Annotated in this window: 12 protein-coding genes; 8 read left to right on the top strand and 4 right to left on the bottom strand. The window is 73.7% G+C overall.

The genetic code is table 11. The features are described from left to right. Positions 1-34: 34 nt before the first annotated feature. Positions 35-1,195, bottom strand: a complete 1,161-nt coding sequence (locus AC061S_RS39080; RefSeq protein WP_478690634.1) for a type ISP restriction/modification enzyme — start codon at positions 1,193-1,195, stop codon at positions 35-37. Positions 1,196-1,368: 173 nt separating this feature from the next. On the opposite strand from AC061S_RS39080, the gene AC061S_RS39085 reads away from it, so the two are divergent. Further along, positions 1,369-1,530 carry a hypothetical protein gene (locus AC061S_RS39085; protein WP_250740294.1) on the top strand — a complete coding sequence of 54 codons (162 nt, stop codon included), beginning with the start codon at positions 1,369-1,371 and terminating at the stop codon, positions 1,528-1,530. Positions 1,531-1,580: 50 nt separating this feature from the next. Here the strand turns inward: AC061S_RS39085 and AC061S_RS39090 are convergent, their stop codons facing one another. Together AC061S_RS39090 and hmgA are read right to left on the bottom strand one after the other, a co-directional pair. Next, positions 1,581-2,381 (bottom strand): GntR family transcriptional regulator, encoded by an 801-nt coding sequence (locus AC061S_RS39090; RefSeq protein ID WP_478690626.1) that lies wholly within the window; start codon positions 2,379-2,381, stop codon positions 1,581-1,583. A gap of 10 nt (positions 2,382-2,391) precedes the next feature. Beyond that, positions 2,392-3,714, bottom strand: coding sequence for a homogentisate 1,2-dioxygenase (gene hmgA / locus AC061S_RS39095; protein WP_478690627.1), 1,323 nt, complete (start codon positions 3,712-3,714; stop codon positions 2,392-2,394). 168 nt (positions 3,715-3,882) lie between these two features. Between hmgA and AC061S_RS39100 the strand changes: the two genes are divergently transcribed. From AC061S_RS39100 to AC061S_RS39115, 4 genes are all read left to right on the top strand, one after another. After that, positions 3,883-6,060 (top strand): right-handed parallel beta-helix repeat-containing protein, encoded by a 2,178-nt coding sequence (locus tag AC061S_RS39100; protein WP_478690628.1) that lies wholly within the window; start codon positions 3,883-3,885, stop codon positions 6,058-6,060. 98 nt (positions 6,061-6,158) lie between these two features. Continuing rightward, positions 6,159-6,971 (top strand): cupredoxin domain-containing protein, encoded by an 813-nt coding sequence (locus tag AC061S_RS39105; RefSeq protein ID WP_478690635.1) that lies wholly within the window; start codon positions 6,159-6,161, stop codon positions 6,969-6,971. Positions 6,972-7,251: 280 nt separating this feature from the next. Next, a complete protein-coding gene (locus tag AC061S_RS39110) occupies positions 7,252-8,679 on the top strand; it encodes a hypothetical protein (RefSeq protein ID WP_478690636.1) in 1,428 nt (475 codons plus the stop codon). A 49-nt stretch (positions 8,680-8,728) separates the two neighbouring features. Further along, a complete protein-coding gene (locus tag AC061S_RS39115) occupies positions 8,729-9,349 on the top strand; it encodes a TetR/AcrR family transcriptional regulator (protein WP_478690637.1) in 621 nt (206 codons plus the stop codon). Between the two features lie 132 nt (positions 9,350-9,481). Here the strand turns inward: AC061S_RS39115 and AC061S_RS39120 are convergent, their stop codons facing one another. Beyond that, positions 9,482-10,879, bottom strand: coding sequence for an AMP-binding protein (locus AC061S_RS39120; protein WP_478690629.1), 1,398 nt, complete (start codon positions 10,877-10,879; stop codon positions 9,482-9,484). Between the two features lie 1,030 nt (positions 10,880-11,909). Here AC061S_RS39120 and AC061S_RS39125 point away from each other — a divergent pair. The 3 genes from AC061S_RS39125 to AC061S_RS39135 all read left to right on the top strand — a co-directional run bounded on the left by AC061S_RS39125 (position 11,910) and on the right by AC061S_RS39135 (position 17,387). Continuing rightward, positions 11,910-14,267, top strand: a complete 2,358-nt coding sequence (locus AC061S_RS39125) for a molybdopterin oxidoreductase family protein (protein WP_478690630.1) — start codon at positions 11,910-11,912, stop codon at positions 14,265-14,267. A 72-nt stretch (positions 14,268-14,339) separates the two neighbouring features. After that, positions 14,340-15,788 (top strand): CitMHS family transporter, encoded by a 1,449-nt coding sequence (locus tag AC061S_RS39130; protein WP_478690631.1) that lies wholly within the window; start codon positions 14,340-14,342, stop codon positions 15,786-15,788. A 186-nt stretch (positions 15,789-15,974) separates the two neighbouring features. Then, complete coding sequence (locus tag AC061S_RS39135; RefSeq protein WP_478690632.1) at positions 15,975-17,387, top strand: aldehyde dehydrogenase family protein; 1,413 nt, start codon at positions 15,975-15,977, stop codon at positions 17,385-17,387. Positions 17,388-17,443 lie beyond the last annotated feature (56 nt).

The raw sequence follows: 17,443 nt of genomic DNA on the forward strand, positions 1-17,443 counted from the left end.
GGGCCGCCCCGCCCCGCCCCGAGGCCCCCGCGCCTCAGAGCAGCGCGAACTGCCCGCCCGGCCCCTCCTCCTGGTGATCCAGGACCGAGGCCGGCCGCCGGGCCCCCACGGGCGGCGGCAGCACCCCGGCCGCCCGCAGCTCGGCAGCGTCGAGCACCGGCCCGGCCTCGAACGCCGCCCGCTCCGGCTCCAGTTCGGCCAGCAGCGCCAGGGTCGTCACCAGGGCCAGCAGCTCCGAGGTCCAGCCCTGCGGCCACTCGGCCGGCCCCACCGCGTCCAGCCCGTCCGCCCCCGGGTCCCGGTGCGCGAGCCGGGCGGCGAACCAGGATTCCAGGACGCGGACGCCCTGGACCTCGTACTCCCACGCCGCGGCCGGTACGGGCGACACGGTGCCGGCGCCCCCACCAGTGCCCCCGCCGCCGCCGCCGACGGTCAGGGTCTCGCTCTCCGGGTCGTACGAGAGCTCGCCCGGCCAGGCCGGCAGCGCCGAGCGGACGTACGGCCGGCGCCCGCCGGGCAGCCGGGGTGCCTCGCCGCCGCGGGCCCCGCGCAGCCGGACGGAGAGCAGCCGGTGGCCCAGCTCCAGCCCGGCCCGCCAGCGCGTGGCGTCGGTGGTGAGGGGGACCTCGTACCCCCGGCGGCCGGGGCGGCCGGCGGCGAGGATCCAGCAGAGCACGTCCTCGGGGGTGACCCAGGTGCCGTAGCGCTCGCCGAGCAGGTGCTGCAGCCCGGGGGCGAGATTGGGCTCGGCGCCGCCCGGGCGGCGGTGCAGCGGGCGGATCCGGCCGAGCCGGCCGGCCGGGAGGTGGGCGGTGACCAGCAGCGCCGCCGGCCACGCGGGCTCCACGACGAAGAGCTGGTGCTCGTCCAGCACCCGCCACAGCTCCGGGCGGGCCAGGTCGATGAGCCGCTGGTCGGGCAGCAGCCACTGCTCGTCGAAGGGCTCGCGCAGGATCCGCACGGGGTCGGGTCGGGGCCCGGGAGTGTCCGCGAAGCGGGCCGTGCAACCCGCGCGCTGGCCCGGCAGCGCCGCCGCCCCGGCGCCCGGGGTCCGCGCCCGGGTCGGGCGGAACAGCCGCTCCCGCTCGGGCCCGTCGGCGGCCGCCAGGGCGGCCCACCGGGCGCGCAGGGTCGCCGGATCGGGGGCCGCGACCCAGGCCCGGCCCAGGCGCAGGGAGCCCACGGCCCAGGGCATCAGATCGTCCAGCAGCGGGTCCCGCGGGGATGCGTCAGCGCTCACCCGGCCGATGGTAGCGACGCCACCCGGTGACCGGGCCGCGTCCAGGCCGGAGCGTTAGGCTCGCTATGTAGGGATCTGCCCGGATCCGGACGGATCCGGGCCGGAACCAGGCGACCCAGGAGGCGGACATGAGCCAGTACGACGAGTACTCGACCCCGTCGCAGGCCGAGGGGGAGCGGCTCGACGAGGACCTGGACGAGAAGCAGAAGAAGCTGCGCCACGCCCAGACGCAGCGCACCACGCCGTCCCAGGCGGAGGGCGAGCGCGGAACGGAGGACGACCAGAAGTAGGGGCCCCCGCCCCGGCCGCCCCCGCCCCCGACCGTCGGCAGCGGGGGCGGTCAGTGTGCGTCGACGGTCACCGTGAAGGAGAACCGGTCCCCGCGGTACCGGATCCGGGCCACGTCCACCACCCGGCCGGAGCTGTCGTACGTGACGCCCGTGTAGTGCAGGATCGGGCTCAGCAGGGGCACTTGGAGCAGATCGGCCGTGAGCGGGTCCGCGAGCCGTGCCTCCACGGTGTCGGTGATCCGGCTGATGTCCACCTTCACGATGTCCCGCAGCACCTTCGTCATCGGCCAACGCTCCAGATCCGCCAGGTCGATGGAGTCGGCGAGCTCCGGACGCACCGCGTTCTCCGCCCAGTTGGTCGGCTCGCCGCTCTCGCTGTCGTGCCGCAGCCTGCGGTACGTGACCACCTCGGCGGTGTCCGGGAAGTGCTCCAGCAGCTCCCCGGACACCGCCGTGCGCTCGTGCCCGAGGATCGTCGTACGGTCGCCCGACTGCTGCGCCACGATCGCGTCGACCGAGCCGAGCAGCCGGACGGGGGCCCCGCGCAGCGCCGTCGGCTCGATGAAGGTCCCGCGCCGCCGGTGGCGGCTGATGAGGCCCTCGGTCTCCAGTTCCTTGAGCGCCTGCCGCATGGTCAGCACGCTCACCCCGTAGTGCTCGGCGAGCTGCTCCTCGGTGGGCAGGCGCAGCGAGGCGTCCGCGGTGCGCCCGAGTATCGAGGCGCGCAGCGACTGGGAGACCTGGTACCAGAGCGGCAGCTTCCGGTTCAGTACCAGCGAGTCGGGGGCGAAGGCGGTCACGGGTGGTTCTCCGTAGGACGGGGTGGGCGCGGCGGCGGCTCCGCGCGGCATGCTCGTGATGTTAGGCGCGGAAGTGGCGCTCGAGCCCCTGCCAGACGTCGTCGTATCCGCCCTGGAGGTGGTCCGCGCCGGCCGCCTGGGCGGTGGCGGTGATCGGCCAGCGGGTCTCGAACATGAAGGCCAGGCCGTCGTCGATCTTCTGCGGCTTCAGCTCGGCGGCGCTCGCCCGGTCGAAGGTCTCCCGGTCGGGGCCGTGCGCGGACATCATGTTGTGCAGCGAGCCGCCGCCGGGCACGAAGCCTTCCGCCTTGGCGTCGTAGGCGCCGTCGATGAGCCCCATGTACTCGCTCATCACGTTCCGGTGGAAGTACGGCGGGCGGAAGGTGTCCTCGCCGACCAGCCAGCGCGGCGCGAAGACCACGAAGTCCACGCCCGCCAGGCCCGCCGTGTCGGAGGGCGAGGTCAGCACCGTGAAGATGGACGGGTCGGGGTGGTCGTAGCTGATGGAGCCCAGGACGTTGAAACTGCGCAGGTCGTAGACGTACGGGACGTGCGTGCCGTGCCAGGCGACCACGTCGAGCGGGGAGTGGTCGTAGGTGGCCGTCCAGAGGTTGCCGCAGAACTTGTTGACGACCTCGGTCGGGCGCTCGCCGTCCTCGTACGAGGCCACCGGCGCGCGGAAATCGCGGGCGGCGGCGAGCCCGTTGGCGCCGATGGGGCCCAGGTCGGGGAGCTCGAAGGGGCGGCCGTAGTTCTCGCAGACGTACCCGCGGGCGGTCTCGTCCTGGAGCTCCACGCGGAAGCGGACCCCGCGCGGGATCAGCGCCATCTCGCCGGGACGGGCGCTCAGCAGGCCGAACTCGGTGCGCAGGAGCAGGCCGCCGCGCTCGGGGACGATCAGCAGCTCGCCGTCGGAGTCGCTGAACACCCGGTCGGCCATGGAGGCGTTCGCGGAGTAGAGGTGGATGGCCATGCCGGAGCGCTGGGTGGCGTCGCCGTTGCCGCCGAGGGTCCACAGGCCCGCCAGGAAGTCGGTACCCGGGGCTGGGTCGGGCAGAGGGTTCCAGCGGAGCCGGTTCGGGTCGGCCGGGGCCTCCGTGAAGGGCGCGCTGCGCAGGGCGCCGTTGCCGGTCCGGGTGAAGGGCGGGTGCGCTGCCGAGGGGCGGATCCGGTAGAGCCAGGAGCGGCGGTTGTGGGACCGCGGTTCGGTGAACGCGCTGCCGCTGAGCTGCTCCGCGTAGAGGCCGAGGGGGGAGCGCTGGGGCGAGTTCCGCCCGATCGGCAGCGCACCGGGCACCGCCTCCGAGCTGTGCTCGTTGCCGAAGCCGGTGAGGTACTCCAGCGCCTCCGCCGTCTTCCTGGCCTGCTCGCTGCCGCCGCTCATTGCACGCTCCCGGTCTGCCGAAGGAATCCTATGCCTGACAGTAGGATTCCTGGGGTCGCGCGTCAACGGGAGATTCCGGTCAGTCGGCCGGCAGGCGTGTCAGAGGTCTCTTGCTTATTGCTGCGCGAGGGGATCCCAAAAGGTGAACATTGCTCTACTCTCACGCGCATGTCGTGGACCCGCAGGTTTCCTGCCGTGCCGGCGGCGCTCCTCGCCGCCCTCCTAGCGCTTCTGTCACTCCTCGTCGCCGCGCCCGTCGCGAGCGCGCACGAGGAACGCCCCGTCGGGTTCCCCGACGGCACCGGCTCCGTACCCGCCTACCGCGCGGGCGAGCCCGACCTGATCGTCTGCAAGACCGACCGGCCCGCCTTCGAACGCCGGATATCCGCCTTCCCCGACGCCCTCAAGCAGCGCAACCTCGGCCTCTACGAACGCTGCGAGAAGAACGGCTTCCGCGACCTCCAGGCGGCGGTCGACGCCGTGGACCGCCCGGGCATGAACATCGCCATCCTCCCCGGCCTCTACGAGGAGGAGCCCTCGCTCCCCGCGCCGACCGGGGAGTGCGCCTCGCTCAAGGCGCCCAACTCCTCGCTCGGCTACCAGATCCTGACGTACGAGCAGCAGGTGGCCTGCCGGCACAACCAGAACCTCGTCGCCATCCTCGGCAAGACCGACCTCCAGATCGAAGGCACCGGGGCCTCCCGCCAGGACGTGGTCATCGACGCCAAGTACCAGAAGCTGAACGCGATCCGCGCGGACAAGTCCGACGGCATCTACTTCCGCAACTTCACCGCCCAGCGGACCACCTTCAACTCGCTGTACGTCCTCGCCATCGACGGCTTCGTCATCGACGACGTCCTGACCAGGTGGAACGACGAGTACGGCTTCCTGACCTTCGCCAGCGACCACGGGCTGTACAAGAACTGCGAGTCCTACGGCAACGGCGACTCCGGCATCTACCCCGGCAGCGCCTCCGACATCAACGAGGACCGCGGCTACGAAGTCCCCCGCTACTCCATCGAGATCACCGGCTGCCGCAGCCACCACAACATGGTCGGCTACTCCGGCACCGCGGGCGACTCCGTGTGGGTGCACGACAACGAGTTCGACCAGAACATGGGCGGCGCCTCGATGGACAGCGCCTTCCCCGGCCACCCCGGACTCCCGCAGAACCACGCCTTCTTCGAACGCAACCTGATCCACGACAACAACGCCGACTACTACCGCTACGTCGCGGACGGGACCTGCGCCAAACCGCCCGCCGAGCGCGGCTACGAGCAGGGAGTGGTCTGCCCGCAGATCTCCATGCCCCCCGGCACCGGCATCATCACCGCCGGCGGCAACTGGAACCTGTACGAGAATAACTGGGTGTACGGGCACCGGCGCGCCGGCTTCTTCCTCTCGGCCGTGCCCGCCTTCATCCGCGGCGAGGAGGCGCTGTCCAAGCAGACCGACACCTCCCACCACAACCGCTACGCCGGCAACGTCATGGGCAAGGACAAGTCCGGCGCCTCCCGCCCCAACGGCATGGACGTGTGGTGGGACGGCCAGGGCCGTGGCAACTGCTGGCAGCAGGGCCCGGACGGCTCCACCCCGGGCACGCTCCCGCAGTGCGGTGAGCGCCGCGGTGCGGTCTCCGGCGCCTCGGCCCGGCTGGCCGGTGAGCCGGTGAAGCTGGCCCAGCTCCTCGTCTGCGCCGACTACAGCGTCCAGGCGCGCAAACTCCCGGCCGGCTGCGACTGGTACGGATCCCGGGGCCTTCAGCGGGTGGAGACCCAGCTCGCCCTCGCCGTCGCGGCGGTCCTCCTCCTCGTCGGCGGCCTCCTCTGGTGGCGCCGCCTGCGCACCGTCCGGACGGCCACGGTGGCGGCCCTGCTCGGCCTCGCGGGCCTGGCCCTGGACGTGGCCGGCTCCACGATGGGCCTGGTCGGCACCTTCGTCCCGGCACTGGCCCTGCTCTGCCTCGGCCTGTGGTGGACCGGCACCGGCCTCGCCCTGCGCCCCACCCGGCCCTGGCTGGCCCGCCTGACCCTGCTGCTGGGCGCGCTCACCCTCATCGACGCCTTCGACAAGGCCGTCCTGATGATCCCCTGGGTGCCGCTCAGCCCCGCCTGGATACGGTCCCTCGTCGCGGTGGTCTGGATCCTCTGGGCCGTCATCGCCGCCGCCCGCCCGGGCGGCACCCCGGCCCGCCCGGCAGGCCCGGGCGGCGACCCGGCCGGCGGCCGGGTCCCGGTCCCCGCGGGCCCGGCCCCGACCCGCAGCGCGGAAGCCGAAGCCGAGGCCGAAGCCGAAGCCGAAGGCGAAGGCGGCGCCGAAGGCGGCGCCGGGGGAGGCCGGCCGTGACGGCGCACCCGGGCGGCGACCGCCCCGAACGGCGGACCTGGAGCGACGTCTGCGGTACGCCGCCCCGCCGGACGGGCCGGACGGGCCGGACGGCGGCGCTGCTCGCCCTGGCCCTGCTCCTGGCCGGCGGCGCGGTGACGGGCTGCGGGGGGCGGGCGACCACCCACCACAAGCCCGGCACCACCCACGAGCAGGCCTCCGGGAAGGTCGGCACGCTGCTCCCCGCCGTCGACGGCGCGGGCCACCGGCTCCGCGAGGTCCCGGCCGAGGGCGCGCCGGAGGTCCGGCTCGCCGCCCGGCCGGACTCCGAGGACGGCTGGAACCTCCAACTGACGGTGGCGAACTTCCACTTCACCCCCGACAGCACCGGCGGCGCCGCCCTCCCGGGCGCCGGCCACGCACACCTGGAACTGGACGGCCGCAAACTGGCCCGCTTGTACGGCCCGTGGTTCCACCTGCCCGCCGCGCAGGTACCGGAGGGCGGCGCGCGCACCCTGACCGTCCGCCTCTACGCGGACGACCACACGGCCTGGGCGGTGGCGGGCAAGCCGGTCGAAGCCTCCCTCCAACTGGCTGCCGGATCCGGCCCGTCCACCCACCCCCACTCCCCGGCCGCACCGACTCCCACACCCCCGGAGGCGGCGCAGGCCGACCGCACGGTGACCATCGCCGTGCGGGACGGCAAGGTCAGCCCGGCCCCGGGCCGGGTGGAGGTGACGCGCGGCGAACGCGTAGCCCTACGGGTCACCAGCGACCGTGCGGACACCCTGCACGTCCACGGCATCGACAAGGAACTCGCCCTGCCGGCAGGCCAGGAGGCCACCCTGATCCTGACGGCCGACCGCACGGGCCTCTTCGAGGTCGAGACCCACGAGTCCGACCTCGTCCTGACCCAACTAGTGGTCCGATGACCCCACCACCCCACCCCCCAGAACCGACCGCACCTCTGACCGCACCCCTGACCGCACCTCTGGCCGGGTCCCTGTCTCCGGCCCGGGCCCTGCCCTCGGCCCCAGCCTTGGCTCCGTCTCTGGCTCCGTCTCCGGCTCCGGCCTCGGCCCAGGCTTCGGCCCTGATCTCGGCCCGGCCCCCGGCCCCGGCTCCGGCCCCGGCTCCGGTGGTCCGGTGGTGAGCGGGCTCGGGCTGGCGGCCGTTCCGTACGGGGTGTCCGGTGGTGGGGCCGGCCGGGGTGTGGTCCTTGACCCGGCCGATCCGCTCACCGTGCTCGCGCACGGCATCGGCTCGCAGCACGATCTGCCGATCTCTCCCTTCTACGCCTTCGCCGGTGCCTTCACCGCACTCTTCGTCTCCTTCCTCGCACTGGGCCTCCTCTGGTCCGCCTCCCGGTTCCGCGGAGACCGCTCCGGCCTCGCCCTGCCCGCCGGGTTCCAGCGGGTGGCCGACGCGCCGGCCACCCGCACCGCCCTGCGCGGGCTCGGCCTCGCGGCCGCGCTCGCCGTCCTGCTGCACCTCCTCCTCGGCCCCGACGACCCCGCCCGCAACCCCGCTCCCGGTGCCGTCTACGTCCTGCTCTGGGTCGGCCTCGTCCCCGCCTCCCTCCTGTTCGGTCCCGTCTGGCGCCTCCTCAACCCGCTCCGTGCCCTGCACCGCCTGTTCGCCGGACTGTCGGCGAGGCTCCGTACCGCCCGCCCCGCAGGCGCCACGGCCGCCGGCGCCGCGCGCTCCTCCGGGAGCCCACGGGTCCCGGCACCGCACCCGGGCGTGGTGCCGGACCCCCCGAGCCCCGAGCCCGAGCCCGAGCCCCGAACGCACCGCCCGCTCCCCGCCCGGCTAGGGCAATGGCCGGCCGCCGCCGGGCTCTTCGCCTTCACCTGGCTCGAACTCGTCTCTCCCGATCCCGCCTCCACCACCACCCTCCTGATCGCCCTGACCGGCTACGCCGCCGTCCAGCTCCTGCTCGCCGCCCGCTACGGCGAGCGCTGGTTCGCCGACGGAGACGCCTTCGAGGTGTACTCCGCCCTCCTGGCCCGGCTCTCCCCCCTCGGCCGTCGCAGCGACGGCCGCCTCGTTCTCCGTAACCCCTTCCACGGACTCGACGCGACACCCGAGCAGCCCGGACTCGTCGCCACCGTCTGCGTCCTCCTCGGATCCACCGCCTACGACGGCTTCTCCGACAACCCCTCGTGGATCAACGCGATCCAGACCTCCCCCCTCGGCCGCACCGCGGCGGCCACCCTCGGACTCATCGGCTCCATCGCCCTCGTCGCCGCCCTCTACTGCCTCTGCGCGGCGGTCACCCGCCTCGTCTGCGGCCCGCACCCCGGCCCGCTGACCGCCTTCGCGCACTCACTCGTACCGATCGCCCTCGGCTATCTCGTCGCCCACTACTTCTCCCTCTTGGTAATCGAAGGACCACGTACGGTAACCATGGCATGGGGCACTGACAACGCCCCGGAGCCCTTGTCTCCCTTGGGTCCCGGCGGCCTCGCCGCCCTCCAGGTGATCGCCGTCGTCACGGGCCACGTCCTCGGCGTGATCGCCGCGCACGACCGCTCCGTACGCCTCTTCCCGCCCGCGAAAGCCGTCGCCGGGCAACTGCCCCTGCTCGCGCTGATGATCACGTACACGGTGGGAGGCCTCAGCCTGCTGCTGAACTGAGACGCCCGAACCGGTACCGCCGCCGACCCGTGAACCCAGGAGCGGCATGATGGACCCCGTGCCCCCAGCCCACCCCCTGCGCCGGACGCCGATCCAGCAGCGCAGCGCCGACCGCCTCGCCCGGATCCTCGACGCCTGCGCGGAGCTCCTTGACGAGACCGGGTACGAGAACCTCAGCACCCGGGCCGTGGCCCTGCGGGCCGGCGTGCCGATCGGCTCGGTCTACCGGTTCTTCGGCAACAAGCGGGCCATGGCCATCGCCCTGGCCCACCGCAACCTCGACCGCTACGCCGACGGCATCGAGCAGCGGCTCGCGGACCTCCCGGACACCGACTGGCGCCCGGTCGTCGACGCGGTGCTGGACGAGTACCTGGTCATGAAGCGCAGCGTGCCCGGCTTCGCCCTCGTCGACTTCGGGGTGCCGGCGCCACCGTCGGAGGGGCCCGCCTCCGACCCCAACCACCTGGTCGCCGTCCGCCTCACCGAACTCCTCGGCGCCCACCTCTCGCTCACCCCGGACGCCGCCCTGGAACGGTCCGTCCTGGTCGCGGTCGAGGCCACCGACGCCCTGATACAGCTCGCCTTCCGCAACGACCCGGCAGGCGACCCCGACATCGTCGCCGAAACCCGCGCGATGATGCACGCCTACCTCGCGCGCGTCCTGGACTGACTGGCGGACCGCGCCAGTTGGACGCTGACGGCGGCGCCCCCCGCACGCCGGGGAGGGCCGCTATCGCCTCAGGCCCCCCGCCCCGCGCGCCGCCGCCCCACGCCCCGCCGGGCCGGCCGCCGGCCCTCCGCGTCACGGGCCGGACGGGGCTCCCGCCTGGTCGAGCGGCCCACCGAAGCCTTCGAGGCGGCCGGACACCACCAGGTCGCCGCCCGGAGTGCGCCGTGCGCGGGCGCCCGTACGCAGGTAGCCGTCGGGGGTGTAGGAGCGCGCGTTGAGGCCGGGCGCCCGGTAGTAGCCGCGCGCGGTGTAGGGGCCCCGGGCCAGGAGTTCGCCGGGCTCCCCGTCGGGGACCTCCTTGCCGTCGGCGTCGACGATGCGGATCTGGTCGTCGGGGGAGAGCGGACGGCCCTGCGTGCTGAGCACGGTCTCGTCCGGATCGCCGGGCCGGGTGAGGGTGAGCAGACCCTCGGCCGTACCGAACGCCTGCTGGAGGCGGCAGTCCCACTCGGATCCCACCCGTTCGGCGGTCGCGCGGTCCAAGGGCGCGCCGCCACCGCCGACCTGTGCGAGACGCAGGCTGCTCACGTCGGCCCGGACCGCGGGACTCGCGTCGAGCCAGAGCCGGGCGGTGGCCGGCGTCAGGGAGGCGACGGTGACCCGCTCCCGCTCGATGGCAGACAGGTACGCGGCCGGCTCCGGGTTCTCGACCAGGACGACGGTGCCGCCGACGGTGAGGGTGCCGATGATGCCGGGGCCGCCGAAGGCCAGGTTGAGGTCGGCGGGCAGCGCGGCGAGGTACACGTCGTCCTGGGTGAGCGACACCAGCTCGGCCGCGGCCCGCGCCTGGTAGGCGTAGTCGTTGTGGGTGCGCGGAACCAGCTTGGGCGGCTCGCCGGCGCCGCCGGAGAGCAGGAAGAGCGCCACCTGGCCGGCGCTCAGCGTGAGCGCCGGCTCGGGCGGGGAGTCGAGGGAGTTCAGCGGGAAGTAGTGGCAGCCCGACGTGTCGGTCGTGAAACCGCCGTACGGGGACGAGGTGCCCGGCGGCTCGAAGGTGAACACCCGGCGCAGGAAGGGGCCTCGGGCCGCGATGTCGGCGGCCATCGCCGTGTGGTCGAAGCCCCGGTACGTCGGGGGGCCGATGTAGCCGGTGGCTTCGGAGACCTGGACGACGTGGGACACCTCGGGCGCGCGGTGCGAGATCGGGCAGAGCACGGGAACCGCGCCGGCGCGCATCAGCGCGAACGTGGCGACGACGAGCTCGGGGATGTCCGGAAGCTGGACGACGACCCGCTGCCCGGGCCGCAGGCCGCGCAGCCGGAACCCGGCGGCCATCCGGCTCACGCGGCGGTTCAGGGCCGCGTACGTGATGCGGGTGTCGCCGTGGGCGAGCGCGGTCCGCGGTCCGTGCTGCACGGCCCAGCCGCGCAGCAGGTTGTCCAGCGTGTTGCCGCGCCAGTGGCCGGCCGCCCAGTAGTAGTCGACGAATTCCTCGGGCCAGGGCGTACAGCCTTCGAGCATGGATGTCATTCGGTTCCTTATGTACCAGCTTCTGAACCGGAAGCCGTGCGGGTCGATTTCGCCGTGAGCGGGGGTGGGGGGCGGGGCGTGGCGCGGCCGTTCGCCCGGCGGGCCGACGTGCGGCCGTATGTCTCCCCCTTCTCGGCGCGGGGGTAACCCCGCCGTCTTGACCTTCGCAATCCAATCCGCCCCTACCCAATAGGGGCAATGTGCTGTCCAAACCAAGGGTGTCGAATCGCGTCAGCAGAAGGACCAATGGGCGTCGCTGACCAGGGGGAACGGTCGGGTCCCGGCGGTCCGGGGGCCGTGGCGGTCCGGTGTCCCCGGCGTCCGAGGCGGTCCGGGAGTCCCGGGGTGATCCGGAGCGGTCAGGGGTCCTGGGGTGGTCCCGTGTGGTCACGGTGCGGTGCGGTGCGGTGCGGTGCGCGTGTGCGTGTGCCAGCCGGCGTCCGCGGACCGTCGGGAGGCCGGCCGGGCTCGCGGCCGGCGGACGGGAGCGGGCCGGGCGGAGACGGCAGCGATCCCGCTGATGACGGCCGTCCTCGCGACGGCGTCCGGCCGGTTCCGGTGCCTCGTCCGCCGCCCTCGGGGGCGGTGGGGTGCTGCCGCTGGGCTCGGCTTCATCGGTGCCTACGGATCCGACGCGGCGTGGGGCGCCGGATCTACGGCGTGGTGGCCCTGTAAGGGGAGCCGGGGCGGTCCCCTGCGGTCGCGGGGTCGCGGGGTCGCGGGGTCGCGGGGTCGGCGATCCGGGGAGGCCGGGCCCCCGGATCTGTCCGGCCCCGGCCCCGCCCCTGGCCCTGGCCCCGCCCCTGGCCCCGGCCCCGGATCAGTCCGGCCCCGGCCCCGGCCGGCCCCAGCCCCAGATCTGTCCGGCCACGGCCCAGCCCCGTCCGCCCCCGCCCCCGTCCGCCCCCATCCTCGGATTCCGGATGGCCCGGAGTCTCCCCTCCGTGCCTACCGGTCGGTATGCTCGGTGCCGCCCGCGCGGGTCTGCCGTCCGCGCCCCGTGCCGCAGCCTGCCGCCCCTGGAGGGCCCATGCCCCGCACCGCCCTGCGCATCTGCCCCCTCTGCGAAGCCACTTGCGGCCTCACGCTCACCATCGAAGGTGCCGCCGTCACCGGCGCCCGGGGGGACCGCGACGACGTGTTCAGCCGCGGCTTCATCTGCCCCAAGGGCGCCGCCTTCGGCGGCCTCGACGCCGACCCCGACCGGCTGCGGACCCCCCTCGTACGACGCGACGGCCGGCTCCGCGAGGCCACCTGGGAGGAGGCCTACCAGGCCATCGCCGACGCGGTCCCCGCCCTCGTGCGGGCGTACGGGCCCCAGTCCGTCGGCGTGGTCCTCGGCAACCCGAACGTCCACACCATGGCCGGCCAGCTCTACCCTCCCCTGCTCCTCAAGGCCCTCGGCACCCGCAACCTCTTCACGGCCAGCACCCTCGACCAGATGCCCAAACACGTCTCCAGCGGACTGCTCTTCGGGGACCCCTTCGCGATCCCCGTCCCGGACCTCGACCGCACGGACTTCCTCCTGCTCCTGGGGGCGAACCCGGTCGAGTCCAACGGATCCCTGTGCACCGCACCCGACTTCCCCGGCCGGCTCAAGGCGTTGCGCGCACGGGGCGGCACCCTCGTCGTCGTCGACCCGCGCCGCACCCGGACCGCCAAGCTCGCCGACCGCCACCTCGCGCCGCGACCCGGCAGCGACGCGCTGCTGCTCGCCGCGCTCGCCCACACGCTGCTCGCCGAGGAGCTCGCCGATCCGGGCATGCTCGCGGAACACGCGCAGGGGATCGGGGAACTCGCCGAGGCGCTCGGTAGTTTCACTCCCGAGGCCGTTGCTCCCGCCTGCGACCTCACGGCCGAAGAGATCCGCGACCTCGCCCGCGATCTCGCGGCCGCGCCGACCGCCGCCGTCTACGGGCGGATCGGCAGCTGCACCGTGGAGTACGGCACGCTCGCCAGCTGGCTGGTCGACGTGCTGAACATCCTGACCGGCAATCTCGACCGGCCGGGCGGAGCCCTGTTCCCGTTGTCCGCGACCGACCGCGCACCCCGGCCGGCCGGGCCCGGCAAGGGCTTCAGCCTCGGGCGCTGGCACAGCCGGGTCAGCGGCCACCCCGAGGCCAAGGCCGAACTGCCCATGGCCGCACTGGCGGAGGAGATCGAGACCCCGGGGGAGGGGCGGATCCGGGCCCTGATCTCCATCGCCGCCAACCCCGTGCTGTCCGCCCCCGACGGCCGGCGCCTCGACGCGGCCCTGGCCGGGCTCGACTTCATGGTCAGCATCGATCCCTACCTCAACGAGACCTCACGCCACGCCCACGTGGTCCTGCCTCCCGCGCCGCCCTCGCAGAGCGCCCACTTCGACTTCTCCTTCAACACCTTCGCCATCCGCAACCAGGTCCGCTATTCGCCGCCCGCCGTCCCGCTCGAAGACGGGCGCATGGACGAGTGCGAGATCCACGCCCGTCTCGTACTCGCCGTCTCCGGCATGCACGGAACCGACCCGGTCGCCGTGGACGACCTGGCGATCGGGGCCACCCTCGCCAGGGAGTGCGCCGACCCGGACTCCCCCCTGCGCGGGCAGGATCCGGCCCGCCTCGCCGGGCTGCTCGCGGGCGGCAGCGGCCCCGAGCGCCGCCTCGACCTGATGCTCCGGCTGGGCCCCTACGGAGACCGGTTCGCCGCGGACCCGGCCCTGCCCGGGAGCGCCGCTACGGACACCCCCGCGGGCGCGCCCTACAGCACGGCGGGACCCGGCTCGGGCGCCGCCTCCGCGCCCGCCTCCGTGCCCGCTCCCGAGCCCGCCCCGGCCCCCGTCGTCCCCGGCGGCCTCGGGCTGGAGCGGCTGCGCGCGCACCCGCACGGAATCGACCTGGGCCCGCTGCGGCCCCGCCTCCCGGGCCTGCTGAGGACGCGCAGCGGCAGGATCGAGCTCCTGCCGGACCCGATCGCGGCCGAACTCCCCAGGCTGCGCGCGGCGCTCGCCGACCGCCCCGCCGCCCTGGTGCTCGTGGGCCGCCGCCACCTGCGGTCCAACAACAGCTGGTTGCACAACGTTCCGGCCCTCGCCGGAGGTTCCAACCGCTGCACCCTCCAGGTCCACCCGGACGACGCCGCCCGGCTCGGCCTCACCGACGGGCACCTGGCCCGGATCACTGCCGACGGCGGCAGCCTGGAGGTTCCCGTGGAGTTCACCGACACCGTCCGGGTCGGAGTCGTGAGCCTCCCGCACGGCTGGGGCCACGACCGCCCCGGCACCCGCCTCTCGGTGGCCGCGGCCGCGCCCGGAGTCAACGTCAACCAGCTCCTCGACGGCAGCCGGCTCGACCCGCTCTCCGGTACGGCCGTGCTCAACGGCTTCCCCGTCGAACTGATACCCATCCCCTGAGCTGGGGTTTTGCTCGTATTGCTCACGCGTAGACGTCTTGTTGACCCAGGAGGAGGCACCTAGGTTCCCCCCATGCTGACCTTCCTCGGCTTCGCCATGATCGCGACCTTCCTGGTCCTGATCATGCTGAAGAAAATGTCGCCCATCGCGGCGCTCGTCCTCATCCCCGCGCTCTTCTGCGTGTTCGCCGGACAGGGCGCGCAGCTCGGCGGCTACGTCATCGACGGAGTCGGCAAGCTCGCGCCGACCGCCGCCATGCTCATGTTCGCCATCGTCTACTTCGGCGTGATGATCGACGTCGGCCTCTTCGACCCGATCGTGCGCGGCATCCTGCGCTTCTGCCGGGCCGACCCGATGCGCGTCGTGGTCGGCACCGCCGTCCTCGCCGCCATCGTCTCGCTCGACGGCGACGGCTCGACCACCTTCATGATCACCGTCTCGGCCATGTACCCGCTCTACAAGCGCCTCGGCATGAGCCTCGTGGTGATGACCGGCGTCGCGGCCACCGCCAACGGCGTCATGAACACCCTGCCCTGGGGCGGCCCCACGGCCCGCGCCGCCACCGCGCTCAAGCTCGACGCCGGCGACATCTTCGTACCGATGATCCCCGCACTCGCGGTGGGCCTGCTCTTCGTCTTCGCCCTGGCCTACGTCCTCGGCCTCAAGGAACGCCGCCGCCTCGGCCTGCTGACCCTCCCCGCCGACACGGAGCGGTCGGCGGAGCCGGCCGGGGAACTCCTGGTCGCGGCCGGTACGGGCCCGGCCGCCGCCGGGAGCACCCGTACGCCCTCCACGGGCTCCCCGTCCGGGGCGTCCACCGGTTCCGACGCGTCCGAGGGCGTCACCCCCGCCGACGGCGCCACCCCCGCCGAAGAGGGCTTCCAGGGCCTCGACCCGCACCGCTCGACCCTGCGTCCCCGCCTCTACTGGTTCAACGCGGGCCTCACCGTCGCCCTGCTCACCGCGATGATCATGGAGCTGCTCCCGATCCCGGTGCTCTTCCTCCTCGGGGCCGCCCTCGCCCTCACCGTCAACTACCCCCACATGCCGGACCAGAAGGCCCGGATCGCCGCCCACGCCGAGAACGTCCTGAACGTCGCCGGAATGGTCTTCGCCGCTGCCGTCTTCACCGGCGTCCTCACCGGCACCGGCATGGTCAAGCACATGGCCGACTGGCTCGTCGAAGCCATCCCCGAGGGCATGGGCCCGCACATGGCCCTGGTCACGGGCCTGCTCAGCCTTCCCCTCACCTACTTCATGTCCAACGACGGCTTCTACTTCGGCGTCCTGCCGGTCCTCGCCGAGGCCGGCGCCGCCCACGGGGTCTCCCCGCTCGAAATCGCCCGCGCCTCCCTGGTCGGGCAGGCCCTGCACATGTCGAGCCCACTCGTCCCGGCCGTCTACGTCCTCGTGGGCATGGCCAAGGTCGAGTTCGGCGACCACACTCGGTTCACCGTGAAATGGGCGGCCCTGACCTCCCTGGTGGTCCTGGCGGCAGGGATGCTTTTCGGCATCATCTGACCCCCTCCGCCCCTGGCGACAGAAAACTACCGGCGCTAGTTTGTAAGGTGTTGCCGACGTCGGATCCGACACGGCGACCGCACGTCACGCGTCACACGTTCAAGGATCCACGCGTTCACGGATCCACACGTCACACGTCCAGACGTCCACAGGTCCACGCGCCCGCGCGTGCTCGGGAGGATTGCCATGAAGGCCCATGACGGGATGTACATCGGCGGCGAGTGGCGGGCCGCCCTCGGCCACGGCCGCATCGAGGTCCTCAACCCGGCCGACGAGCGGCCCATCGCCTCGGTCGCGGCCGGTTCGGCCGACGACGTGGACGCGGCCGTACGAGCGGCCCGCGCGGCCTTCCCGGCCTGGGCGGCCACGGCTCCGGCCGAGCGGGCGGCCCTCATCGGGGCCCTGCGCGACGTGCTGGTCGCCCGCAAGGGGGAGATAGCCGAGACCATCACCGCCGAGCTGGGATCGCCGCTGGGGTTCTCGGAGATGGTCCACGTCGGGGCGCCGATCGCCGTGGCCTCCTCCTACGCCGAGCTCGGGGCCTCGTACGCCTTCGAGGAGCGGATCGGGAACTCGACCGTACTGCTGGAGCCGGTCGGCGTCGTCGGGGCGATCACCCCCTGGAACTACCCGCTGCACCAGATCGTTGCCAAGGTGGCACCCGCTCTCGCCGCAGGCTGCACCCTCGTCCTCAAGCCCGCCGAGGACACCCCGCTGACCGCACAGCTCTTCGCCGAAGCCGTGCACGAGGCGGGTATCCCCGCCGGGGTCTTCAACCTGGTGACCGGCACCGGCCCGGTCGCCGGCCAGGCCCTGGCCGCGCACGAGGGAGTCGACCTCGTCTCCTTCACCGGATCCACCGCCGTCGGCAAGCAGATCGGCGCCACGGCAGGCGCCGCCGTCAAGCGGGTCGCCCTGGAACTGGGCGGCAAATCGGCCAATGTCATCCTGCCCGGCGCCGACCTCGCCAAGGCCGTCGCCGCGGGCGTGGGCCACGTCATGAACAACGCCGGCCAGAGCTGCAACGCGCTCAGCCGCATGCTCGTCCACCGGGACGAGTACGAGGAGGCGGTCTCCCTCGCGGCCGCCGCCGCGGCCAAGTACGCCTCCGGCGACCCCCTCGACCCGGGCACCCGCCTCGGCCCGGTCGTCAGCGCCAAGCAGCGCGACCGCGTCCGCGGCTTCATCGCCAAGGGCGTGGAGGAGGGCGCGCGCCTCGTCGCGGGCGGGCCCGAGGCGCCGCACGAGCAGGGGTACTTCATCGCCCCGACCGTGTTCGCCGACGTCACGCCCGAGATGACCATCGCCCAGGAGGAGATCTTCGGCCCGGTGCTGTCGATCCTGCCCTACGGGGACCAGGACGAGGCCCTGGCGATCGCGAACGGCACCGACTACGGGCTGGGCGGGGCGGTCTGGGCCGCGGACGAGGAGACGGCCGTGGCCTTCGCCCGCCTGATGGACACCGGCCAGGTGGACATCAACGGCGGCCGCTTCAACCCGCTCGCGCCCTTCGGCGGGTACAAGAAGTCGGGCGTGGGCCGCGAGCTGGGCCCGCACGGCCTCGCCGAGTACCTCCAGACCAAGTCCCTGCAGTTCTAGCCCGCACATCCAGCCCCGCCCCCCCCCCCCCCCCCCCCCCCCCCCCCCCCCACCGC

This window comes from Streptomyces sp. CA189, assembly GCF_056428985.1.